This window comes from Nannocystis punicea (assembly GCF_026965555.1).
Taxonomy (GTDB): Bacteria; Myxococcota_A; Polyangia; order Nannocystales; family Nannocystaceae; genus Nannocystis; species Nannocystis punicea.
This window is the reverse complement of sequence record NZ_CP114040.1, coordinates 261,090-282,762: the sequence shown is the minus strand read 5'-3', so window position 1 is coordinate 282,762 and position 21,673 is coordinate 261,090. Positions and strand designations below refer to the sequence as shown.

Genomic DNA, 21,673 nt, shown 5'->3' with positions numbered 1-21,673 from the left:
GATGATGCGAACCCCCAGTCTGACGACCGTCCTGGCGCTCGCAGCGAGCCTGCTGGCGTGCGGCGGCCCGCCCCCGACGCCGACGCCGGCCGCCGGGGTCCCGGCCCCCCCGCCGCCGCCCGTGGAGGCCACGCCGGAGCCCGAGCGCGTGCCGCCGCCGCCCGAGAAGCTGGTGGTCTCGCACCCGCGCGAGCTGGCGGAGCTCGACCTGAGCCGACTGGTGTCGCTCAACCTCGCGCTGTCGCCCGAGGACCGGCGCGAGCGGGCCGGCCAGCTGCGCGACGACCTCGATTACGGCCACGCCTGTGCGGAGCTCGACCTGACCCGCCTGGCCGAGCGCACCCCGGCGCTGCGGTCGCTGCGGATCTCCGGCTGCCTCGACGCGGTCCACGCGGGCCTCGGCGCGCTCGTCGGAGTCGAGAGCCTCGAGCTCGCCGACCTCACGCTCGACGGCGTGGTGATGGGACGGATCGCCAGCCTCCCGCGGCTGCGCGACTTGACCCTCGCGCGCGTGACCCAGGGCGCCGAGCCGGTGGCCCTGCTGGCGCGGGCGCGGCTCGAGTCGCTGGTGCTCCGCGACCTCGCCACCGACTCCGGGCTGGCGGCGATCGCCGGCGACGTCGCCGGACTGCAGGCGCTCACGCTCGAGGGCCAGTGGGCCGGGCACGACGCGCTGCTCAAGGTCGCCGACGCGACCGCGCTGCGCGACGTGAAGCTGCTCGACACCCGGGCCGGCAACTTCTCGCTGCATCAACTCAAGCCGCTGACCGCCCTGTCGCGCTTGACCCTGCGCGGGCCGGGCTTCAACGACTACAGCCCGCTGTACGTGCGCGACCTGCCGCTGACCGAGTTCACCTGCGCCTGCCCGAACCTCGGCGACAAGGGCCTGCGCGCGCTGGGCCGCCAGCTCGGGCTGCGGCGGCTGGTGCTGCCGCAGTCGCGGATCACCGGCGCGGGCCTCGAGGAGCTGGCCAAGCTCGGGCTGCAGTCGATCGAGATCCGCGGCCGCGACCTCGGGCCCGACGGACTGCTCGCGCTCAGCCGGCTGCCGGACCTGCGGACCCTGGTGCTCGGCCTGGCGCCGCCGCTGACTCTGGCCGACCCGACGATGCAGCACCTCGGCGAGCTCGCCGGCCTGCGCACTCTGGTGCTCGACATCCCGAGCCTCGGCGATCGCGTCGCCGACGAGCTCGGCGAGCTCACCGGCCTGGTGGAGCTCGACCTCGGCAGGACCCAGATCTCCGACGCCGGCCTGCGCGCGCTGGCCGGGATGCACGGGCTCAAGGTGCTGCGGCTGCACCACACCAAGGTCACGCACCGCGGGCTCGCCAACCTCGCCGGCCTCACGCAGCTCGAGGTGCTGGAGCTCGACCATACCGACGTCGTGGACGGCGGCGTGGCCCACCTCAAGGACCTGACCGCGCTGCGGGTGCTGCGGCTCGACGCGACGCTCATCACCGATCAGTCGCTGCAGTACCTGCGCGGCATGACCAAGCTCGAGCAGCTGAACCTCGCCGACACCGTCGTCACCGCCGACGGCGCAGCGACGCTGCTGTCGCTGCCCTCCCTGCGCTCGGTCAACCTCGCCCGCACGCGCGCGAGCGACTGAGGCGGGCGCGCGGCGGAGGAGCCGGACGCGTCGCGTGGGAAGGACTCGCCTGCGCCGCGTGTGAAGGACTTGCGACCCGACGACGTGCGGCGCGTGTCACTTGCGACCTGCGCCGCACGTGAATCACTCGCTACCCTGCGACCCGCCGCGCGTGTGACTTGCTACCCGGCGACCTGCGCCGCCACGTGAATCACTCGCTACCCGCGGCCTGCGTCGCTACTCGCTACGCGGCGGCTTGCGCCGCCCGTGAATCACTCGCTACCCGCCGACCCTACGGCGCGTGTCACTCGCTACCCGGCGACCTACGCCGCACGTGAATCACTCGCTACCCGCGGCCTGCGTCGCGACTCGCTACCCGGCGGCTTGCACCGCCCGTGAATCACTCGCTACCCGGCGACCCTACGGCGCGTGTGACTTGCTACCCGGCGACCCGCCTCGCACGTGACGCCGGCGCTGCGCGTGTGGACCGGCTGCTTCCCGTTGCCTGGCGCCGTGCTCCGAGTTCCGTCAGGCTTGCCGTCCCAGGGGAGGCATCGCGATGCAGTTCAGCATGATTGGCTTTGTGGTGGCGGCGGAGAATCCGACCGCGAGCGCCAGGTGGTTCGAGGAGCACTTCGGGTTCGAGGTGGGCATCGACATCGGCTGGTACGTCAACACCCGGCACCCCGACCACCCGAACGTCAGCCTCGACTTCGTCCAGCGCGACCATCACTCCTGGCCGCTCACCACGCGGGGCAAGCAGGTCGTCGGCTCGCTCATGGCCCTCCTGGTCGAGGACGTCGACGCCGAACACGCGCGCCTGGGTCGGGCCGGTCTCGAGATCGTCCTGCCGCTGGTCACCGAGCCGTGGGGTCAGCGGCGGTTTCAGGTGGTGGCGCCGGACGGCCTCCTGGTCGAGGTCCTCCAGGCCGTCGCGCCCGATCCGGCGTGGCTGGCCGCGAACGGTCTCGCAGGGAGCTGAGCCCCTCACGCCAGCGGCGGCGCGCGCTCGGGCAGGTGCACGCGGCCGTCGACGCCGGGCACGCAGCGAGTCCGGGCGACGTCGAGCCACGCCACCGCGGCGCTGATCGCCGCCAGCATGTGGCGGCCCTGCGCCAGGCCGCAGGCGATCGCCGTCGCCAGAGCGCAGCCGGTGCCGCGCGGGTCGGGGCCGGCGACGCGCGGGCGCTCGAACACGTGGACCTGGCCCGGGAGACAGGCGATGTCGCGGACCCGCTGCTGGTCGTCGACCGCGCTCTTGAGCAGCACGCCGGCGCGGCCGAGCGCGTCGGCGGTTCGCTGGACCAGCTCGGGGTCGTCCTCGGTCGAGCCGGTGAGGGCGGCGGCCTCGCGCCGGTTGGGCGTGACGAGCCATGTCTCTTCGGACATGTCCCGAAGGCAATCCCGGAGGATGTCCGCGCGGGCGCCGAGGTCACCGCCGTCGGAGGCTGCGAGCACCGGGTCGAGGACCACCGGGACGCGCCGCGCCGCGACCTCGCCGAGGACCGCCTCGACCAGCGCCGCCGGCAACAGGCCGATCTTGATCGCGCGCGGTCGCGGCATCGACTTCAGCTCGCGGACGACCTCGCTCATCGGGCGCGGCTCGGAGGTGGCGGGTCGGCCGTGGCCCTGGCGAGTCCACGCGGTCACCAGGCGGGCCACGGGGACGCTCGGAGCGCAGGCTCCGGCGGTGAAGGTGTCACGCAGCAGACCGGCGCCGCCGGTCGGATCGAGGCCGGCGAGTAGCCACAGCGCGGTGGCGTGGCTTGAAGTCTCGGGTACACTGCGGACCATGGCGACCTTCACCGGGACCGTGCGGAAGAACGACCTCGAGGGCGGCTTTCACGAGCTTGTCACCGACAAGGGCGATGTGTACCGCCTGAGCAAGTGCTCCGTGAAGGCGGGGGCGCGGGTCAAGGTCGAGGGCACCGTCGAATCCGGTGGTTTCGGGATCCACATGTCCGGCCCGAGCATCGCGGTCAAGAGTATCGAGGTTCTCGGCAGCTAGCCCCGACCTCCTCTCGACCGCCTCTCGCCCTGCCCGCCTCCGCACCGCCCAGCCCGGCGCGTCGGGCCCTCGCCGACAAAGCCGACTGACTTCACGTCCGGGCGCGTCGGGACATTGTTCTCGTGCCGTGACCGCCGACCGAGCCGGCGCGTCGGGACGTTCGACGGACCAAAGGCGAAGGCCCTGTCACCGGTGGTGACAGGGCCTTCAGCTCTGGTGCGAGGAAAGGGACTCGAACCCCCACGTCCTAGGGACACACGGACCTGAACCGTGCGCGTCTACCAATTTCGCCATCCTCGCGGCGGGCGTGGAACCTATTCTGCCTTCGTTCTGGCGTCAAGCACTTTTCGCTAGGTCTGAGGTCGGGCGGTCCCGAAATCCGGCGCGCCCCGCGCGATGCGGAGCTGCCGCTACGAGGACTTGTCGCCCTGCGCCTTGCCGGGCTCGGCCACCGGAGTCACCGCGGTCTTGCCGTCTTCGGCCGCCTGGTCGGGGCGGACCGAGAGGAGGGCCTGGAGCTCGGGCTCCATCTCGCCGTCGCTCGGCCAGGCCTCGTCTTCCAGCACCTCGATGACGATCCGCTGGTTCGAGAGGTCGCGCTCGTAACTGGCGCGGGAAGCGGAGGGGCGCTTGTCGTCGTCGAGCTCGCCCCACTCGGTGTCGATCGAGAAGACCTCGTCCTCTTCCTCGTCGGGCACGACCACCACCCGCGTCGGCGGGTCCACGTCGTCGTCGAGGTCGACGTCGGCGTCGGACGGCAGGCGGAACACCGGGCTCGAGACCTCGGCGCTGCCGAGCGAGCCCATGTCGAAGTCGCCGGAGTCCGCCGCGGTCCCGCCCGCGAGGCGCGCCGCCAGGCTGACCGGCTCCGACTCGTCGTCGAGGTCGATGCCCGCCAGCGGATCGGGGTCGCCGGGGTAGCGGCGGATCGTCGGGGCCACGATCGAGTCCTCCGGGTCGGGCTCGGGCTCGTCGACGTTCACGTCGAAGCTGCCGCTGGTGTCGGGCCCGTCGATGATCGTCGCCGGCGCGAGCGAGACGCGGGCCAGGCGGGCGCGCTCGCTGTCGAGGAGGCGCTCGAGCTCCGCGATCTTGGCCTGCGCCTCGACCAGCAGGTTGCGCGTGACGTCGAGCTCGTCCGCGAGGTCCTCGTACTGCTCCTTCTGCTTCTCGAGCTGGGCGAGGCCGGCGGCCAACCGCGCCGCGGAGCGGTCGGTGGCGTCGTTCATCTCCCAGATCTTCTGCTCCGCGGTGTCGAGCTGGAACAGCATGTATTCCATCTCTTCGGCGCGGATGCCCGCCTCCAGGCGAGAGCGGCGCAGGCGGGCCCGCTCGTGTTCGACGATCCGCTGGTGTTCGGCCTCGCTGCGAGCCAGCGCCTCGGCGTGCTCGGCGGCCTGGTCGGCCAGCTCGCCGCGCAGGTCCAGGATCTCCGCGCGCGCGGCGTCGGACAGCGGACCGGAGCCCTGGCCCATGCGGCTCGCGCCGAGCGACACGATCTGCTGCAGCTGGTCGATGGCCTGGTGCTTGGCCTCGAGCTCGCGGCGCAGGCGGAACAGCTCGACCTCGGCGCCCTGCTTGGCGCCCGCGAGCGCCTCCATGTCCTGGCGCTGGCGGCGGAGGCGAGCCCGCAGGTGCTCCTGCTCGGCCACCCCTTCCTCGAGGCGACGCTGCAGCTCGGCCGACTCGTCCTCGCGCTCGATGGTCTTGCGCTGCTGCTCGCGCAGGCGCTCTTGCAGGCTCGGGACCGTCTCTTCGAGCCGCTGGATGTGCACCTGCAACACCGCCAGCTCGCCGCGCAGCTGGGCCGCGAGGGTCGCGTGGTCCTCGACCGAGCGCCGCAGCTCGCGGACGGTGCGGGTCGCCTCGGCCAGCTCGCGGTCGCGGCGGCGGACGATGTCGGCCGCGGCCCGTTCGCGGGCTCGCAGCTGGTCGCGCTGGGCGGTGACCTTCTCGAGCTCGAGCCGTCGCGCCGGGTCGTCGATCGGCGCCGCCACGCTGCCCGGAGTGCCGGACTCCTCGCGCGTGCGCAGCCGCTGCTCCTGCGTGTTGTAGAGGCCCTGCAGCTCGGCGTGGTCCATCTCGAGCTTGCGCAGCTCGTGACCGAGGCGCTCGAGCTCCTGTACGCGGTCCTGCTCGATCGCCCGGCTGCGCTCGACCTGCTCGCGCAGGCGATCGACGTCCGTCACCAAGCGGACGTTCTCGAGGTGCTCGCGCCGGATCTCCTCTTCTTGTTGGAGCACCCGCGTCTCGAGCTCTTGCAGCTCGCCGGTGCGGCGGGCCAGCTCCTCGCGCAGGCGGTTGCGATCGATCGCGGCGTCGGCGGTCGCGCGGGCGCCCTCGGGCGCGGCCAGCGGCGCGACCTCGTCGACCAGCTCGTGGGTCAGGACCACGTTGTCGGCGTCCGGCCGGCGCATCAACATCGCCAGCGAGTGCATGCGGCTGTCCTCTTGGACATGTTGCAGCGACTCGAGGCGCTGGCGCGCGGCGTGCAGCTCGGCGTCGGTGCGGGCCTTCTCCTCGCGCGAGCGATCGAGTTCGCTGGCGAGCTTGACCACGTGGGCGAGCAGGCCCTCACGCTCGGTCGAGAAGTTGTTGACGATCTCCCGCAGGCGCTCGAGCTCGGCGATCGCTTCCGGATCGCCGAGGACGTGCTCCGGCGACGGCGGTGGTTCCGGAGTCGCCGGTGGCTCCGGCTCCGGCTCCTCCTCCGGCTCAGGCTCGGGGGCCGGCGCCGAAATCTCGTGCACGCGCGGCTGCGGCGCGCCGAGCAGGGCCGACGCGGACTCGGCGGCGAACAGCGCGACGAGGTCGAAGTCGGTGTTTTCGGCCGGCTCCGGCTCAGGTTCGGGCTCCGGCTCGGGCGGCAGCGGCATCGGCGACGCGACCGTCACCTCCACCACTTCGATCGTCGGGGTGAGCGGCGCGACCGGGCCGGTCGGCACGATGATGCACTCGCGCAGCTTCGACTCGAGCTCGGCCTGCGACGCGATCAGCAGGTAGCGCTGGATCGGCAGCGGCTCGTCGAGCAGGCCCTCGCGCAGGATCGGCACCAGCGCCTCGGAGGGGGCCGTCGGCAGGAGCGGCGCGACGCTCACGCCCTGCCACTCGAGCTGGGCGAGGGCGCCGACGTGGGCGAAGACGCCGCGGAGATCGTCCTCGACCTCCCACAGGTGGTCCGGGTCGGGTTCGACGCCGAGAGCGAGGATGCCACCGTCGCGTAACACTCGCTTCGCCTCGACGATGAGCGCGTGCCGGGCCCCGGGATCGTGCGTCACGCCGCCCTCGATGCACGTCACGGCGTCGACGCTGCGGTCGCGCAGCGGCAGGCGCGACAGCTCCAGCGGCCCCGACCACACCTCCAGACCGGGCTCGGCCGGGCAATCGCCGCCGAGCACGAGAACACGTGCTACTCCTGCTGCCGCGAGCCGGCGCGGTCCTTCAGGCCCCCCGGGGAGCACGACGGCCACGCGCTTTTGGAGCAGCCAACGCTCCAAAGCTACATATGCGGGCAGGTGGTACACGAGGAGGGGACTTTGGCCCCGGCATCATACTGCAAGGGCCGTCGCTTTCCCCCCAGAGACAGCGATGGCGCAAACGCGCGCGGCGGTTCGCACGCAGGCCGCAGCGGTGCAGTCCGCGGCTGAACTCGAGGCCAGCCGGCGCCGCGAGAGGGACCCGGGTCGCGGTCCGCGGCGGTGCGGACGCGCCTGGGATCGGCCTGGCGGGTGCGTCGCGGTCGATCGTCCGGTCCGCGACGGGGACATCGAGAGCGGTTGATCCGCGGATTTACCTGCCCTACGATGCGGAATCGTCGATGGCGGCCAAGCTCATCCTCATCGGGGGGGACCACCCGACTGAGCACATCCTCACGTCGTTCAACACCCTCGGGCGCCATCCCGACAACTCGATCCAGGTGCTGGATCGGATCGTCTCGAAGGAGCACAGCCGGATCACCCTCGGCCCCGACGGCCGCTACGTGGTCCGCGACGTCGGTAGCCTCAACGGCACCTTCGTCAACGGCGAACGCGTCACCGAGCGAGTGTTGAAGTCGGGCGATCAGATCTCGCTCGGCAACACCACCTACCGCTTCACCGAAGACCCGCCGCGCAACCAGCCCCCGGTCCTCAACAAGGTCACCATGACCCCGGACCAGGTGCAGAGCCAGGTCCAGAGCTCCGTGTCGGCCAGCTCGCGCTTCTTGCCGGCGGCCGACATCAAGGACGTCGCCACCCTGCGCGCCGACTACGAGAAGCTGCGGATCGCCCACGAGCTGTCGCAGCGCCTGTCGATCGACGCCGAGCTCGACACGCTGCTGCAGAAGATCGTCGACGAGGCGTTCCAGCTGATCCGCGCCGACCGTGCGGTCATCCTGCTCGTCGATCCCGAGACCGACGACTTCGTGCCGCGCTACGTCCGGCAGAAGCGCGACGAGGAGATCCGGCTGTCGCGCAGCATCCTCGACGAGGTCCGGCTCAAGAAGCGCGCGGTGCTGTCGTCGGACGCGATGGTCGACGAGCGGTTCAAAGCGGCCAAGAGCATCATCATGCAGGGCATCCGCTCGACGATGTGCGTGCCGCTGCTCTACAACGACAAGCTGCTCGGCGCGATGCACATGGACTCGATGCTGGCGACGGGCGCGTTCAACGAGCGCGACCTGCTGCTGTTCTCGGGCATCGCCACGCAGGCGGCGGTCGCCATCGAGAACAACCTGCTGGCGCAGAAGATCGAGCACGAGGCGTCGAAGCGGGCCCAGTTCCAGCGCCTCTTGTCGCCGAACCTGGTCGACCAGATCGTCTCCGGGCAGCTCACCCTCAACCAGGGCGGGTCGCGGCGCGAGGTGACGATGCTGTTCGCCGACATCCGCGGGTTCACCGGGATGAGCGAGCGTCACCCGCCCGAGGAGATGGTGGCGACGCTCAACGAGTACTTCGAGGTCATGGTCGACGTGCTGTTCCGCCACGGCGGCACGCTCGACAAGTACGTCGGCGACGAGATCATCGGCCTGTTCGGCGCCCCCGTCGAGCTGCCCGACGCCCCGCTGCGGTCGGCCCGCTGCGCGCTCGACATGATGCGCGCGCTGGAGGAGTTCAACCGCCTCCGCGCCGACCAGGGCCGCGAGAAGATCAACATCGGCATCGGCGTCAACACCGGCCTGTGCATCGCCGGCGCGATCGGCTCGTCGCGCACGCTGCAGTACACCGTCATCGGCGACGCGGTGAACATCGCCGCCCGCCTGTGCAGCCTGGCCAAGCCCGGCGAGATCATCATCTCCGAGTCGACCCTGCAGCTGTCCGGCCCGCACGTGATCGTCGAGCCGCGCCAGACCGTGAAGGTCCGCGGCCGCAACGAGCCGCTCAAGATCTACGCCGTCCAGGGCATCCGCGACACCGCCCCGCCCGCCAGCCGCAGCTGAACGCGTCGCGCGGTGCGGCGCGCACGAGTCGGCCAACGCGGTCTCTCGCGCGTCCGCGAACAGCCGAACCGGCACGAGGAAGCGCGTCCGGAAGTGACGCGCCGGCGAGTCCTCGCGCGCCCGCCGAGACCCTCGGTCGCCCAGGTTCTCGCGCTGTGAGAGCCCCCTGCTCTTCCTCGCTCGCGCCGCCGGCCGCGAGACGACCGGCCTCACTCCGCCGCGAACGCCACGCGCTCGCCGCCAGGCTGGACCGCACGAGCAACGCCGACCGACCAAACGCCGAGAGGGCGGCCTGGGCCGCCCTCTCGGACATGTCCTTACGGACAGCTCACTCTCGGTGTTACGCGACCGAGACGCCGATGCCCTTGCGCGCCTTGAAGTAGTCCTCGCTGATGCTGTAGAGGACCAGCTCCTTGATCTTGTCCTTCGGCGTCATCGACGAGCCGAACGCGGCCTGCTCCTGGGAGATCAGGTGCGCGGCGGTGATGAGGTCGTCGCACAGCAGGAAGCCGATGCGATAGGCGGTGATCTCGGTGCCGAGGGCCCACTTCTTGACGTCGGTGGAGCCGCCGGCCTCGACGAAGCGGCGCATGAGGCTGCGCATCTGGTCGCGGGCGTTGGCCGGGAGGCGCGACAGGATCTCGCGGGCGATCTGGTCGAGCTCCTGGCGGTTGCCGCCGGTCTCCATGTCGCACATGTGCATGCAGGCGAGGAACACCTGCTTGAGGTTCTGCGGCGAGCGGTCGAGCGCGACGTAGGCGTAGTGCGGCAGGTAGAGGTCGGACATGTACCGGCCGAGGGCGAAGGCGAGGTGCTTCTCGTTCTTGCCCTTGAGCAGGTTCTGGAACACGACCATCGTCGGGTGGACGCGACCGTCGCGCTGCGCGTTGAGCAGCGAGACGTCGCCCGGGTCTTCCGGCCGGAGGTAGAGGTCCGGCTGACCGACGTTGAGCAGCTGCATGACGTACTTCGCCATGCGCGACACCGGCGAGGGGTCGGTGTTGATGTCCGTGCGCTCGTTGGGCTTGAGGTACGCGGGCAGCGGGTTGGCGCGCCAGGCCGCGATCGCCGGGGCGATCGAGCCGAGGATGCCGGTGAGGTACAGGTCCTCGTCCGGGTGGAACACGTGGCGGCGGAGGATCTCCTCCGAGAGCCGCTGACGCGCCTGCCGGAACTCGTTCGTCGCGTACTTGTCGTGGATCTGCTGCTCCTCGGGCGTGGCCTGCTTGAGGAACACCAGCGTCCGCGCGAGGCAGTAGGCCTTATCGAACTGGTTGCTCTTCCGGTAGATGTTGAAGAGCGCGTGGTAGCTCTCGTACCGGAAGGGCTCCTGGGCGATGAGGATCTGGTGCTCCTTGACCGCCTGCGTGGCGTACTCCTGCGGGTTCTCCTGCATGAGCGCCTCGTAGAGCTCGGCCAGCAGGTAGTGCCGCTCGGTGTTGTCCGGGTCGAGCTTGGCCGCCACTTCGAAGGCCGCGGTGGCCGCCTTGAAGTCCTTCAGGCGCGTCCGGTAGATCTCCGCGAGGTTCGACCACAGGGTGATCTTCAGGTCGCCCATGCCGTCGGCCGGGAGCCGCTTCAGCATCTTCCGGTACGACCGCTCGAGGGTCTTCCAGTCCTTCGACTTGGTGACCATCGCGTCGATCGCCTGGAACGCCTTCAGGTACGCCGGGTCGTCGTCGAGCACCGAGTTGAAGCGGTCGATCGACTCGTCGTGGGCCTTGAGCTCGTCGCGGAGCAGCACCGCGGCGGTGTAGTTGTACTTCGAGCGCCGCTTCGGGTCCTTCTCGATCTCGACGATGCGGTCGATGATCCGGATCGACTCCTCCCACTGCTTGTTGCGGGTGTAGATGTCCAGCAACGTGTGCAGCAGCGGGTAGTCCTTCGGCTGCAGGTCGAGGGCGTTCTGGTAGGCCGCCGCCGCCTTCTGCCAGTTCCCGAGCTTCTCGAGGTACAGCTTGCCGATCTCGTTGTAGATCGCCGCCTGCTCCTCGCCGGTGGCGGCCACGTCGATCATGGCCCGCTTGGCCTGGATGACGCCCTCCCAGTCGCCCGCGCCCGTCTGCAGCTCGATGACCGCGTTCAGGGTGGCGAGGTCGTGCGGGTCCACCTCGAGCGCCTTCTCGAGGTAGTTGAGCGCCTTCCGCGGCTCGTTCTGCCGCTTCTTGATCATGCCGAGGCGGTAGTAGACGAGCACCGTCTCGGACGAGCTCTGGGTGTCGCGGTGCTGGACCAGGATCGTCTGGTACAGCTTGAACGCCTTCTCCCAGTCCTCCTTCTCGAACAGCAGGTCGGCCATGCCGACGAGCACCTCGCGGTTGGTCGCGTCGATGTCGTAGGCGCGCTTGAACTGCTTCAGGGCCTTGTCGCTGTTGCCCAGCTTGCGGGCGACCTTCGCCGCTCGCAGGTAGAGGTCGCGCTGGTCCTGGTCGCCGAGCCCGAGCTGGTCGGCCTTGCGGGTGAGGACGTCGAAGATCGGGTCGGCGTCGGCGAAGCGACCCTCGTCGTAGTAGATCTGGCCGATCACGCGGCCGACCTTGACGTGCTCCGGATCGAGCTTGAGCACCTCGGCGAACAGCGCGACGGCCTTCTCCTTGTTCTCGAGCTCCTCGTAGTAGATGAAGCCGGCCTCGGCCGCGAGCGCGATCTTCTCGAGCTTGGTGTTCGAGTAGCCGAACGCCGCCTCGAGGTTGCGGGCCGCCTTGAGCCAGTCGCGCCGGCCCTTGTACAGCTCCGCCAGGCTGACGATCGCCGGCACGTAGCCCGGGTCGATCTCGGTCGCCTGGGTCAGGCGCCGCTCGGCCTCGTCGAGCTGGCCCAGCTTCTCCTGGTAGACCTGGCCCATGCGGGTCAGGTGCTGCACGCGGACCGGCGGGTCGCGCGACAGCTCGACCAGGCGCGCCAACGTCTTGAGCGCGGCCGGCCAATCCTCGATCTGCTCCTGCAGGCGAGCGAGCGTGACCGCAGAGTCGAAGTGCTGCGGGTTCAGCTCGAGGATCTCGCTGTAGGTCTCGATCGCGCGGTCGATGTCCTGGATCTGCTTCTCGTAGACCTGCGCCATCGCCACCAGCAGGTCGACCTTGGCGGCGGGCGCCGTGGTGACCGCGATGTGGTTGCGATAGGTCTCGACCAGCTCGGTCCACTTCTCGAGCCTGGTGTACAGGTCCTCGAGCTGGCGGTAGGTCGGGTCGCGGTACTTGTCGAGGAGGAGGATCTTCTCCAACGCCTCGGCCGCCCGCGCCGGGTCCTGCGCCAGGTTGACGTGCGCGGCCGCCATGCGGTCGTAGATCGCGATCTGCTCGTCGCGCACGGTGGTGGTGTCGAGCTCGGCCTCGAGGACGCCGAGGTACTGCGGGACGCTGCCGCCCGCCAGGTACAGGCGCTCGAGCGCGGCCAGGGCCTCGCGGTCACCCGGCTCGCTGTCGACGATGGTTCGGTAGGTCTCGATCGCCGCCGCAGCGTCGCCGAGCTGGCCCTCCTGCACCCCGCCGATGCGCTTGCGCAGGGCGATGACTTGCTCCGGCTCGTCGAGGGTGCCGACGCGCCGCTCGAGCACGCCGACCAGGTCCTGCCACTGACCCTGGTTCTGGTGGAGCCGGGCCAGCGCGTCGAGGGCGTTGATGTTCTCGCCGTCGATCTCGAGCACCTTGCGGTAGCTCTCGATCGCCGCCGGGATGTCGCCGAGCCCGCCGTCCTGGACCTCCGCCAGCTGCGTCAGCGTGCGGACCTGGATGTTCGGGTCGGTCTCGAGCGGGACGATCCGCGCCAGCGTCTTGGCCAGCTCGACGTTGTTCATCGCCCGGCGGTAGAAGCCGGCCTGTTCGCGCAGCGCGTTGATGTTGTTGGCGTTGAGCTTCAACGCCTCCTCGAGCGACTTGAGGCCGTAGTCGACGCGGTTGAGGTGCTCGCCGTACCAGCGGCCGATCTTCACCCACAGCTCGGCCTGCTCGCTCTTGTCGGGGATCGAGCGGACGATGCCGTTGTACTCGTTGAGCAGCTCGCCCCACTTGTTGGCCTGGGTGGCGAGGCGCTCGAGCTCGCGCGAGGTGTCCTCGTTGGCGTAGTCGATGTTGAACGCGTACTTGAGGACCTCGAAGGCGTTGTCCGGGTCGCCCTGGTTCTCCTCGAAGACCTTGGCCATCTTCTGGTAGGTCGAGACCTTGAACTTGGCGTCGTCGAAGATCTCGACCTGCCGCAGGTAGAGCTCGATGAGCTCGCCCCACGCCTCGGTCTCGCGGTAGATGGTCTCCAGCGCCTCGTGGGCCGGCATGTAGGCCTGGTCGAGGTCGAGGATCTCGAGGTAGGCGCCGGCCGCCTCGGTCTTGTTGCCGAGCTGCTGCTCCCAGATCGCGGCGATCTGCATGAGCACGTCGATCTTCTCGGGCGTCGACTCGACGACCTTGCGCTTCTTCTCGAGGACGCGGATGACCTCGTCCCAGCTGGCCTCGCTGCTGTGCAGGCGCTCGAGCGCCGCCAGAGCCTCGAGGCTGTTGGGCTCGAGCTCGAGGACATGGCGCCAGGCAGCGATCGCGGCCTGGGTGTCCATGAGGTACTCGGCCTGGATCCGGCCGACCTGGGCGTAGTAGGCCCGGAGCTGCTCCGTGCCGAGGACGCCCGGGCCGAGCGCGATCAGGTTCGACAGCACGTCGTTGAGCTCGACCCACGACTCGTTACGCTGGTAGATCGCGTGGAGCGCGGTCAGCGTCTCGATGTCGCGGCCGTTGAGCTCGCGGGCGTTGAGCCAGGCGTCGAGGCTGTTGCGCTCCTTGCCGAGCTTGTCGCCGTAGACGTGGGCCAGCTGCTGGTAGATGGCGACCTTCTGGCTCGGGTCCTCGACCGCGAACACCTGCCGCTCGAGCACCTCGGCGAGATCCTCCCACCGCTGCGAGCGCTCGTGCAGCACGGCCAGCTCGCCCAGCGCGAGCGGGTCCTCGCCGCGCAGCTCGAGCACCTTGCCCCACAGGTCGACGGCGTTCTCCTCCCGACCGAGGGCCTCGGCCGCGATCTTCGCCATGCGCTGGTAGCAGGCCGCGGTGTCCTCGTCGGTGTTGGCGATCGCCGCCGTCCGCTCGTACGTCTTGTACAGGTCCTCCCAGCGGGCGGCGCTGAGGTACAGGGCCTCGAGCCGCTCGAGGGCGCGGATGTTGTTGCCGTCGATGTCGAGGGCGCGGTTGTAGGCGGCGATCGCCGCCTCGGGGTTGGCCAGCCACTGCTCGAAGGCGGCGGCGAGGCGCATCTCGAGGTCGACGAGGATCTCGCCGTCCATGGTCGCCTGGATCCGGCGCTGCAGGATCTCGGCGAGCTCCTCCCAGCGGCCGGTCTGGGTGTACAGGCGGTCGAGCGCCTGCAGCCCCTCGGCGTGGTCGGGCACCAGCGCGAGCAAGCGGTTGTAGACCTCGATGGCCCGCGCGCGGTCGTCGAGCTTGGTCTCGAGGACCTGGCCCGAACGGCTGAGCACCGCCACCCGGGCGTCCTGCGACAGGCCCTGGTTCTCGAGGATCTGCTCGCCGACGTCGACGATGTAGCCCCACTCCTGGGTGAGCTCGGCGAGGCGCTCGATCTCCTCGGCGACGCGCTCGCTCAGCGGATCGTCCATGTACGCGCGCAGCCACCAGTAGTAGGCCTGGCCGGCGTCGCCCAGCTGCTGCTCGCAGATCTGCGCGGTGTTCTCGATGATCTGCAGCCGCTCCGCGGTGTCCGCGGTGGCGTTGAGTTTGACGTCCGCCAGCTTGATCAGCGCGTCCCAGTTGCGCGACGCCTGATACAGCGGCTCGAGGATCGAGGCGATCTCGCTCTGGTGCTCGCCCTCGGCGAAGATGAGCTCGAGCGTCGCCTGCGTGGCCGAGCTGTCGGGGTCGATCTCGAGGATCGTCCGGTAGGCCTCGATGGCCTTCGGCAGGTCCTTGATGTTGCCCTGGTAGATCTGGCCCATGCGGTACTGCAGGGCGATGATCTCCTGCTCGTCCGCGGTGATGCCGATCTGCCGGCGCAGGTTGTCGACCAGCGGCTGCCAGCGCTCGAGGCCGCTGTAGATCCGGTCGAGCTGGGCGATCGCCTCGCGGTTCTCGTTGTCGATCTCGAGGATCGAGAGGTAGCGCTCGATCGCGTCGTCGATGCGGCCCAGCTTGGTCTCGAGCACGATCGCGAGGCGGTGCAGCATGCCCACCTTGGTCGCCGGATCGGGGATCGTGGCGGCCTGGTCGGCCAGCAGGCCGGCGAGCTTCTCGTGGTCGCCCGTGACCTCGGCGAGGCGGTGGAGCTGACCCAGAGTGGCCTCGTGGGTCGGCTCGATCACCAGCGCGCGGGCGTAGGCGGCGAACGCCTGCTCGAACTGCTGCAGCTGCCGCTCGTGGATCGCGGCGATCTGGTGCAGCAGCTCGATCTGCTGCGCCGGATCCTGCACCTGCTTGACCATCACCTCGTAGATGTCGACCAGCTTCTCCCACTCGGCGAGCTGGTTGTAGAACGGCGCCAGCACCTCGGCGGCCAGCATCGGCTGGTCCTCGCCGTGGACGATGCGGTCGAGCGCGGCGATCGTCGGCGCGTGGTCGGGGGCGTGCGCGAGGGTGTCGCGGTAGGCCTCGACGGCGCGGACGATGTCGGCCAGCTGGGTCTCGTAGAGCCCGCCGATCCGGTGGCGCAGCGCGGTCTTCTCGTCGCGCTGCGGCGCGACCTCGACGGCCCGCTCGAGGATCCCGAGCTGGTCCTGCCAGCGCTCGGCCTGACCGTAGAGGCGGTCGAGCGCCTGGATGGCGTCGTAGTCGGCCGGCTCGAGGTCGAGGATCGCGCGGTAGGTCTCGATCGCTTGCTCGACGTCCTTGAGCTTCTCGTCGTAGATCGGGCCGAGCTGGTGCAGCCAGTAGCGCCGGTGCTCGGGCGTCTCCGCCAGCTCGGTCTTGCGGCGGTAGATGTCCTTGAGGTTCTCCCACGCCTCGGTCTGCGTGAACAGCTTGGCGAGGGCGTCGAGCGCCGCGGCGTCGGCGTCGTCGAGCGCGAGGACCTGCTGGTACAGGGTGATCGCGCCGGCCGGATCCTCCATCGCCGTCTCGCGCGTCTGCGCGGCGTAGAGGAGGAGCGCCTTGCGGTCGGCGACCTCGGTGACCATCTCCGACTTGCGCACCACCGCCTCGACCAACGCGCCGAAGTTCGAGTTCTTGAGGTGGAGGTTGATGAGCGCGTCGACGGCCTCGAAGTTGCCGGGGTCGACGCCCAGGATCCGCTCGTAGCTCGAGGCGGCCTTGGCCGGGTCCTCGATCACAAGCTCGTAGATCTGGGCGATCTTCACCAGCAAGCGGATGATGAGCGCGTCGTCGACGATGTCGGGGATCGACTCGTCGTAGAGGGCGACGAGGCGCGGGTAGTCCTCGAGCTGGCGGGCCAGCGTCTCGAGCCGCTCTTGCGTGGTAGCGTTGCTCGGGTCGACCTTGAAGGCGCGACCGAGGGCGTCGAACGCCTTGCCCTGCTCCTCGCCGGCGATCTCGTAGAGCTCGGCGATCCGGTGCAGCAGGCCGATCTTCTCCTCGGCCTCGGAGGCGTGCGTCACCATGATCTCGTACGCCTGGATCAGCCGCGGCCAGTTGTTGTTGACGCGGTAGAACGGCTCGAGGGTGCGGGCGACGGTGAGCTGCTGCTGCTCGTTGGTCAGCAGCGTCTCGAGGGCGCCGAGGGCGGTGGCGTTGCCGGCGTCGAGCGCGAGCACGCGGTGGTAGGTCTCGACGGCCTGGCCGGCCTGCTCGAGCTTGGTGAGGCGGAGGTCGCCGAGGCGGAGGTTGAGCTCGATCTGCTTGTCCGGATCGGACGACAGCGTCAGCTGGCGCTCGAGGTTCTCGGCCAGCTCGACCCACGCGCCGCGCGCGAGGTAGAGCCGGTCGAGGGCGACGATCGCCTGCAGGTTCTCGAAGTCGTCGGCGAGGATCTCGTTGTAGGTCGCGATCGCCTCCTCCTTCTGGCCGAGCATCTCGTCCTGCAGGTAGGCGATGCGGAACCGCAGCTCCTGGCGCTTCTCGCCGTCGCTGGTCAGCGGGATCTGGCTGCGATAGACGCCGAGCAGCTCGCCCCAGTTCTGGTCGCGGCTGTAGAGCTTCTCGAGCGCCTCGAGGGCCTCGACGTTGTCGGCGTCGACCTCGAGCGCGCGCTTGAAGTTCTCGATCGCCTTGGGCGCGTTGCCGAGGCGCTGGTCGTACAGGTTGGCCAGGCGCATCAGCAGGGTGCGCTGCAGCTCGCTCGGCAGGTCGCCGGCGACCGCCTCCTCGAACAGCGCGGCGTAGTCGGCGTAGCGGTTCTCGAGGTGGGCGAGCTTCTCGAGCTCGACCTGCGCGGCCTCGTTGCGCGGGTCCTGACGGAACGCGCGGCTGTAGGCGTCGAACGCCGCCGTGGTGTTGCCGATGCTGTTGGCGAGGATGCCGCCGATCTGCAGCAGCAGGTTCACGCGCTCGTCGACGGTCCCGGCCGCGGCGACCTGGATCTCGAGCGTCTGGACCATCTTCGGCCAGTCGAGCAGGCGCTCGTAGACCGGGAGCAGGATGCCGGCCACCGTGGTCTTGAGCGCCTCGTCCTCGAGGTACCCCTCGAGCCGCTTGCGCGCCTCCTCGTTGGCGGCGTCGACGTCGAGGACCTGGCGGAACAGGTCGACCGCGTCGGGCGCCGAGTTCAGCTTGTCCTGCTGGACGATGCCGAGGCGGAGCAGCAAGGTCGCGCGGGCCTCGACCTCGTCGGGCGCGGTGACCTCGAGCTCGCGCCGGAGGATGTCGGCGAGCTCGGTCCACTTGCCCTGACCGAGGTAGAGGCGGTCGAGGGCGGCGAGCACGGTCGGGTCCTCGACGCCGGTGGCGAGCACGGCCTCGTAGGCGGTGACGGCCTGATCGACGTGGCCGAGCTGCTCGTGGATGCTGCCGATCCGGGTCTGGATCGCGCGGCGGTCGTCGTCGTTGCCGGCGAGCGAGAGCTGGGTGCGGAGGACGTTGAGCAGGTCCTCCTCACGGCCGAGCGCGAGGTACAGCCGCTCGAGCGAGGCGAGCGCGGTCTGCTCCTCGGCGTTGATCTCGAGGATCGCCTGGTTGGCGGCGAGGGCCGCCTCGAGGTCGCTCGAGCGCTTCTCGTAGATCTCGGCCAGCTTGAGCCGCAGCGGGATGCTGTCGGGGTCGGTGCCGTACTTCTCGATCGCGGCGCGCAGCGACTCGATCTGCTCGGTCCAGGCGCCGATCGACTCGCCGAGGCGGAACAGGTGCTCGCGCGTGTCGGCCTGCGTGTGGTCCTCGGTGAAGGCCTGGCGGTAGTAGCTGAACGCCAGCGCCTCGTCCTGGCTGATGCGCTCGGCCAGCTCGGCGAGGCGCCGCAGCAGCGCCTGCCGCTGCGCCGGATCCTCGCTGTGGTTGAGCTGGATCTTCAGCGGGACGGAGATGTGCCGCTCGTCGTGCGCCTGCTCGTACAGGTCGATCAGGGCGTCCGCGACGGTGAGGTTGTTGTCGTCGAACGACAGCGCGCGCTCGAGGGCGCGGGTGGCCTTGTCGGCCTTGTCCATGCGCGTCTTGTACAGATCGGCGATCTTGAGCAGGAGCGTGGTGCGAGCCGCCCCTTCGGCGGTCTCGGCCTCGCGCTCGAGCACACGGATGAACTCGCCCCACTTGTCCTGCTTGGCGTAGAACTCCTGCAGGCTCTCCATGTCGCCGACGGCGAGGTAGAGCTTCTTGAGGGCGTCCTGGGCGCGGCGGTTCTCGGAGTCGAGCTGGTACAGCTGCTCCCACGCCTTGATCGCGCTGGCGTTGTCGTCGAGCTTGTCGCTGTAGTTCGAGCCCAACTTGACGAGGTAGTTGGCCTTCTTGGTCGGGTCGCTCTCGACCTCGGCGAGCGTGCGCAGCACGCCGGCGAGCTGGCCCCACTCCTTCTCGCGCTCGAGGAGACCCTCGAGCTGCTCGAGCGCCTCGTGGTGGGTCGGCTCCATCGCCAGGACCTGGTTCCACAGCTCGATCGAGAGCGGGTTCTTCTTGATCTTCGAGACCGCGGTGCGGGCGACGTCGAGGAGCTGCTCCATGCGCTGCGCCGGGCTCTCGATCAGCGTCAGCTCCTTCTGCTGGACGTGGACGAGCTTCTCCCAGTCGCGCCGCTTGGCGTAGAGGTCCTTGAGCTTGGTGATCGCCTCGACGTTGTACTCGTCGGCCTCGAGCACCGACTCGAAGCTCTTGATCGCCTCGGCCTGGTTGTTGAACTTGTCGAGGAAGAGGCGACCGGCCTCGAGGTGCAGCGCGGTGCGGCCGACCGGGTCAGTGGTCAGCTCGGCGCGGCGGCGGATCCTGCTGATGAGGTCCGGCCAGCGCTTCATCTGCTCGAACTGGTTCTGCTGGGTCTCGACGACCTTGAGCAGCGACTCGGTGTCGCCGGCGTCCTCGAGCACCTTCTCGAACGCGGCCAGCGTGGTGACCACGAGGCCGGGCTGACGCAGGTGGTCGCGGTAGATGTCGAGGAGCTGCCAGTACGAGGCCTTGGTGTGCTCGAGATCCTTCTGCGGGTCGCCCTTGAGCTCGTCCTTCAGCAGGTCGGCGACGTTGCTCCACTTGCCGGCCTCGCCGTACAGCTCCTTGAGGCGGGTCCGCGGGTAGCGCTTCTGCGGCAGCTTGCCCATCGCGTCGCGCCAGGCGTCGATCGCCTTGGTGCCGCCGGCCGCCTCTGCGGTGCGCGCGGCGTTGTAGATCCGGACCTCCTCGGGGAGGAAGATCTCGCCGTGCATCTCGACGCCTTCGGCCGGGATCGCGGCGATTTCGGCGGCGATCTTGTCGGCGGCGGCCTTCTCCGCGGCGGCCTTCTCGGCAGCCGCACGCTCGACAGCGGCGGCCTTCTCGGCCTTCTCCGCGGCGGCCTTCTCCGCGGCGGCAGCCCGCTCGGCGGCTACGCGCTCGCGCTCGGCCTTGTCGGCAGCGACCTTCTCCGCGGCGAGGCGCTCGCGCTCGGCCTTCTCTGCGGCGGCCTTCTCGGCAGCGGCGGCCTTGTCCGCGGCGGCCTTCTCGGCAGCGGCGGCCTTCTCGGCGGCGGCTGCAGCCTTCTCGGCAGCGATGCGCTCGCGCTCGGCGCGGTCGCGTTCGGCCTTCTCCGCGGCGGCGCGGTCGGCCGCGATGCGGTCGCGTTCTTCACGCTCGGCGGCCTCGGCCTGCTCGGCCGCAGCCTCCTCGGCCGCGAGCCGCTCGGCGGCAGCACGCTCGCGCGCCGCGTCCTCGGCCGCGGCCTCCTCCGCGGCGGCGCGCTGAGCAGCGGCGGCTTCGGCCTCGGCACGCTCGGCGGCGGCACGCTCGGCCACGTCGCTGCTCGGCGCCTCGAGTGCGCCGTGTTGCTGCTGGAACTCGACGATGAGCGGGTGACGCGGCGCGTGGGTCACGCCGTAGGCGAGCAGGCTGCGGGCGCTCTCGACGTCGTTGCGCTGCTTCCACGCGACCTCACCGCCGAGGGCTGCGAGCAGCGCGGCGTCGGTCGGGTCGGTGATGACCTGGAGGCCGCGCGCGGCCAGCTCGACGAGGCCCTCGGAGTTGCCGGTGCGCTCGGCGGCCTTCGTCAGCATGTGGAACGCGCCGAGGTGCCAGTCGGCGTCGTTCTCGTCCTTGAGCACGCTGGCGCCGATCGAGTAGGCGTACTCGAGCGCCTGGCGGAAGAAGTACGCCGCCATGTCGGCGTTGTTGAGGCGCACCTGCCAGATCAACGCGAACTGACGCAGCAGCGCGACTTTCTTGTCGGGCTCGCGCTCGAGCGCGGCGCGGCGGTCTTGCAGCTTCTGGATGTGCTGCAGGTGACCGCCGGCGGCGAGCAGAGTCTCGGCGATGTAGCCGGCCTCGTCGTTGCTCGGATCGGAGTCGAGGGCCTTGAACAGCAGCGGCAGCAGGCGCGGGTCTTCGGGCGCCTCTTGCTGCAAGATCCGCGCGGTGCGGAGGTAGAGCGCCGACAGCTGGTGGCCACCGTTCTCGACGTTGGCGGCCAGCGGGTCGCTCTGGCCGCTCAACGCGATCAGCTGGTTGAGGCAGATGTTCTGCAGCGCGAACTGCCAGTTGCTCCGATCGTAGAGCGACTCCTGGAAGCGGTCCTGGAACTCTTGATCGCGGCCGTCGGCGCTGGCCGCCGCCTCGAGGTACGGACGCGCCTGCTCGATCTGTCGCAGGTTGAGCAGCGCCCGACCGTAGGCGTAGTTGAGGCCCGGGGCCCGGTTGGGGTCGCGATTGGCCCGCAGCTCGAGCGCCATCAGCTTGGTGACCATCTCGAGGTTGGCCATCTGCTGATAGATCTTGCGCGCCGACTCGAGGGCCTTGAGGTTCTCACGGTCGCGCTTGACGGCCGTCTGGTAGAACGTCATCGCCTTGGCCTTGTCGAGCAGCAATCCCTCGCAGGCCTGGGCGAGGTGGTAGAACGCCGCCGACTGCGCCTGAGGCGTGCCGGCGGAGCTCGCCTGCGACTCGGATTCGTCGATCACCCCGCTCCACTCGGAGACCTCGGTGAGCCGTGACTTGATGCGCGTCGTTACTTCCATCTGAGACCCTGTTTTTTGAGCATTATCGGGGGATTACCCCGGGCTCGGGAGACGGCGGATATACCACGCACCTCGCCGAGCGTTCAACGCGTCCGGAACGATTCAACGCAGGCAGGCCGAGGAGGCCCACCGTGCACACGACGGGGGACACCCGCGGGG

At 69.9% G+C, this 21,673-nt stretch carries 7 protein-coding genes and 1 tRNA gene; 4 read left to right on the top strand and 4 right to left on the bottom strand.

Annotation, left to right across the window (positions count from 1 at the left end):
* Positions 1 to 4 precede the first annotated feature (4 nt).
* The gene (locus tag O0S08_RS01005; protein WP_269037048.1) at positions 5 to 1,609 is read left to right on the top strand and encodes a leucine-rich repeat domain-containing protein; all 1,605 of its coding nucleotides are present in this window, start codon (positions 5 to 7) and stop codon (positions 1,607 to 1,609) included.
* A gap of 550 nt (positions 1,610 to 2,159) precedes the next feature.
* Positions 2,160 to 2,570, top strand: coding sequence for a VOC family protein (locus tag O0S08_RS01000; protein WP_269037047.1), 411 nt, complete (start codon positions 2,160 to 2,162; stop codon positions 2,568 to 2,570).
* A 5-nt stretch (positions 2,571 to 2,575) separates the two neighbouring features.
* Here the strand turns inward: O0S08_RS01000 and O0S08_RS00995 are convergent, their stop codons facing one another.
* Complete coding sequence (locus O0S08_RS00995; RefSeq protein ID WP_269037046.1) at positions 2,576 to 3,382, bottom strand: bifunctional hydroxymethylpyrimidine kinase/phosphomethylpyrimidine kinase; 807 nt, start codon at positions 3,380 to 3,382, stop codon at positions 2,576 to 2,578.
* Here O0S08_RS00995 and O0S08_RS00990 point away from each other — a divergent pair.
* Positions 3,381 to 3,596, top strand: a complete 216-nt coding sequence (locus O0S08_RS00990; protein ID WP_269037045.1) for a DUF5818 domain-containing protein — start codon at positions 3,381 to 3,383, stop codon at positions 3,594 to 3,596. The two genes, O0S08_RS00995 and O0S08_RS00990, sit on opposite strands and share 2 nt — an antisense overlap.
* Positions 3,597 to 3,810: 214 nt before the next feature.
* On the opposite strand, the gene O0S08_RS00985 is transcribed toward O0S08_RS00990, so the two are convergent.
* Together O0S08_RS00985 and O0S08_RS00980 are read right to left on the bottom strand one after the other, a co-directional pair.
* Positions 3,811 to 3,896, bottom strand: a tRNA-Leu gene (locus O0S08_RS00985).
* A 110-nt stretch (positions 3,897 to 4,006) separates the two neighbouring features.
* Positions 4,007 to 6,994: a methyltransferase domain-containing protein gene (locus tag O0S08_RS00980; RefSeq protein ID WP_269037044.1), complete on the bottom strand. Its 2,988-nt coding sequence runs from the start codon at positions 6,992 to 6,994 to the stop codon at positions 4,007 to 4,009.
* Positions 6,995 to 7,413: 419 nt separating this feature from the next.
* Here O0S08_RS00980 and O0S08_RS00975 point away from each other — a divergent pair, with 419 nt between their 5' ends.
* On the top strand, positions 7,414 to 9,012 hold the full coding sequence (locus O0S08_RS00975; protein ID WP_096329722.1) for an adenylate/guanylate cyclase domain-containing protein: 1,599 nt from the start codon (positions 7,414 to 7,416) through the stop codon (positions 9,010 to 9,012).
* Positions 9,013 to 9,352: 340 nt separating this feature from the next.
* Here the strand turns inward: O0S08_RS00975 and O0S08_RS00970 are convergent, their stop codons facing one another.
* Positions 9,353 to 21,514: a tetratricopeptide repeat protein gene (locus O0S08_RS00970; RefSeq protein WP_269037043.1), complete on the bottom strand. Its 12,162-nt coding sequence runs from the start codon at positions 21,512 to 21,514 to the stop codon at positions 9,353 to 9,355.
* Positions 21,515 to 21,673 lie beyond the last annotated feature (159 nt).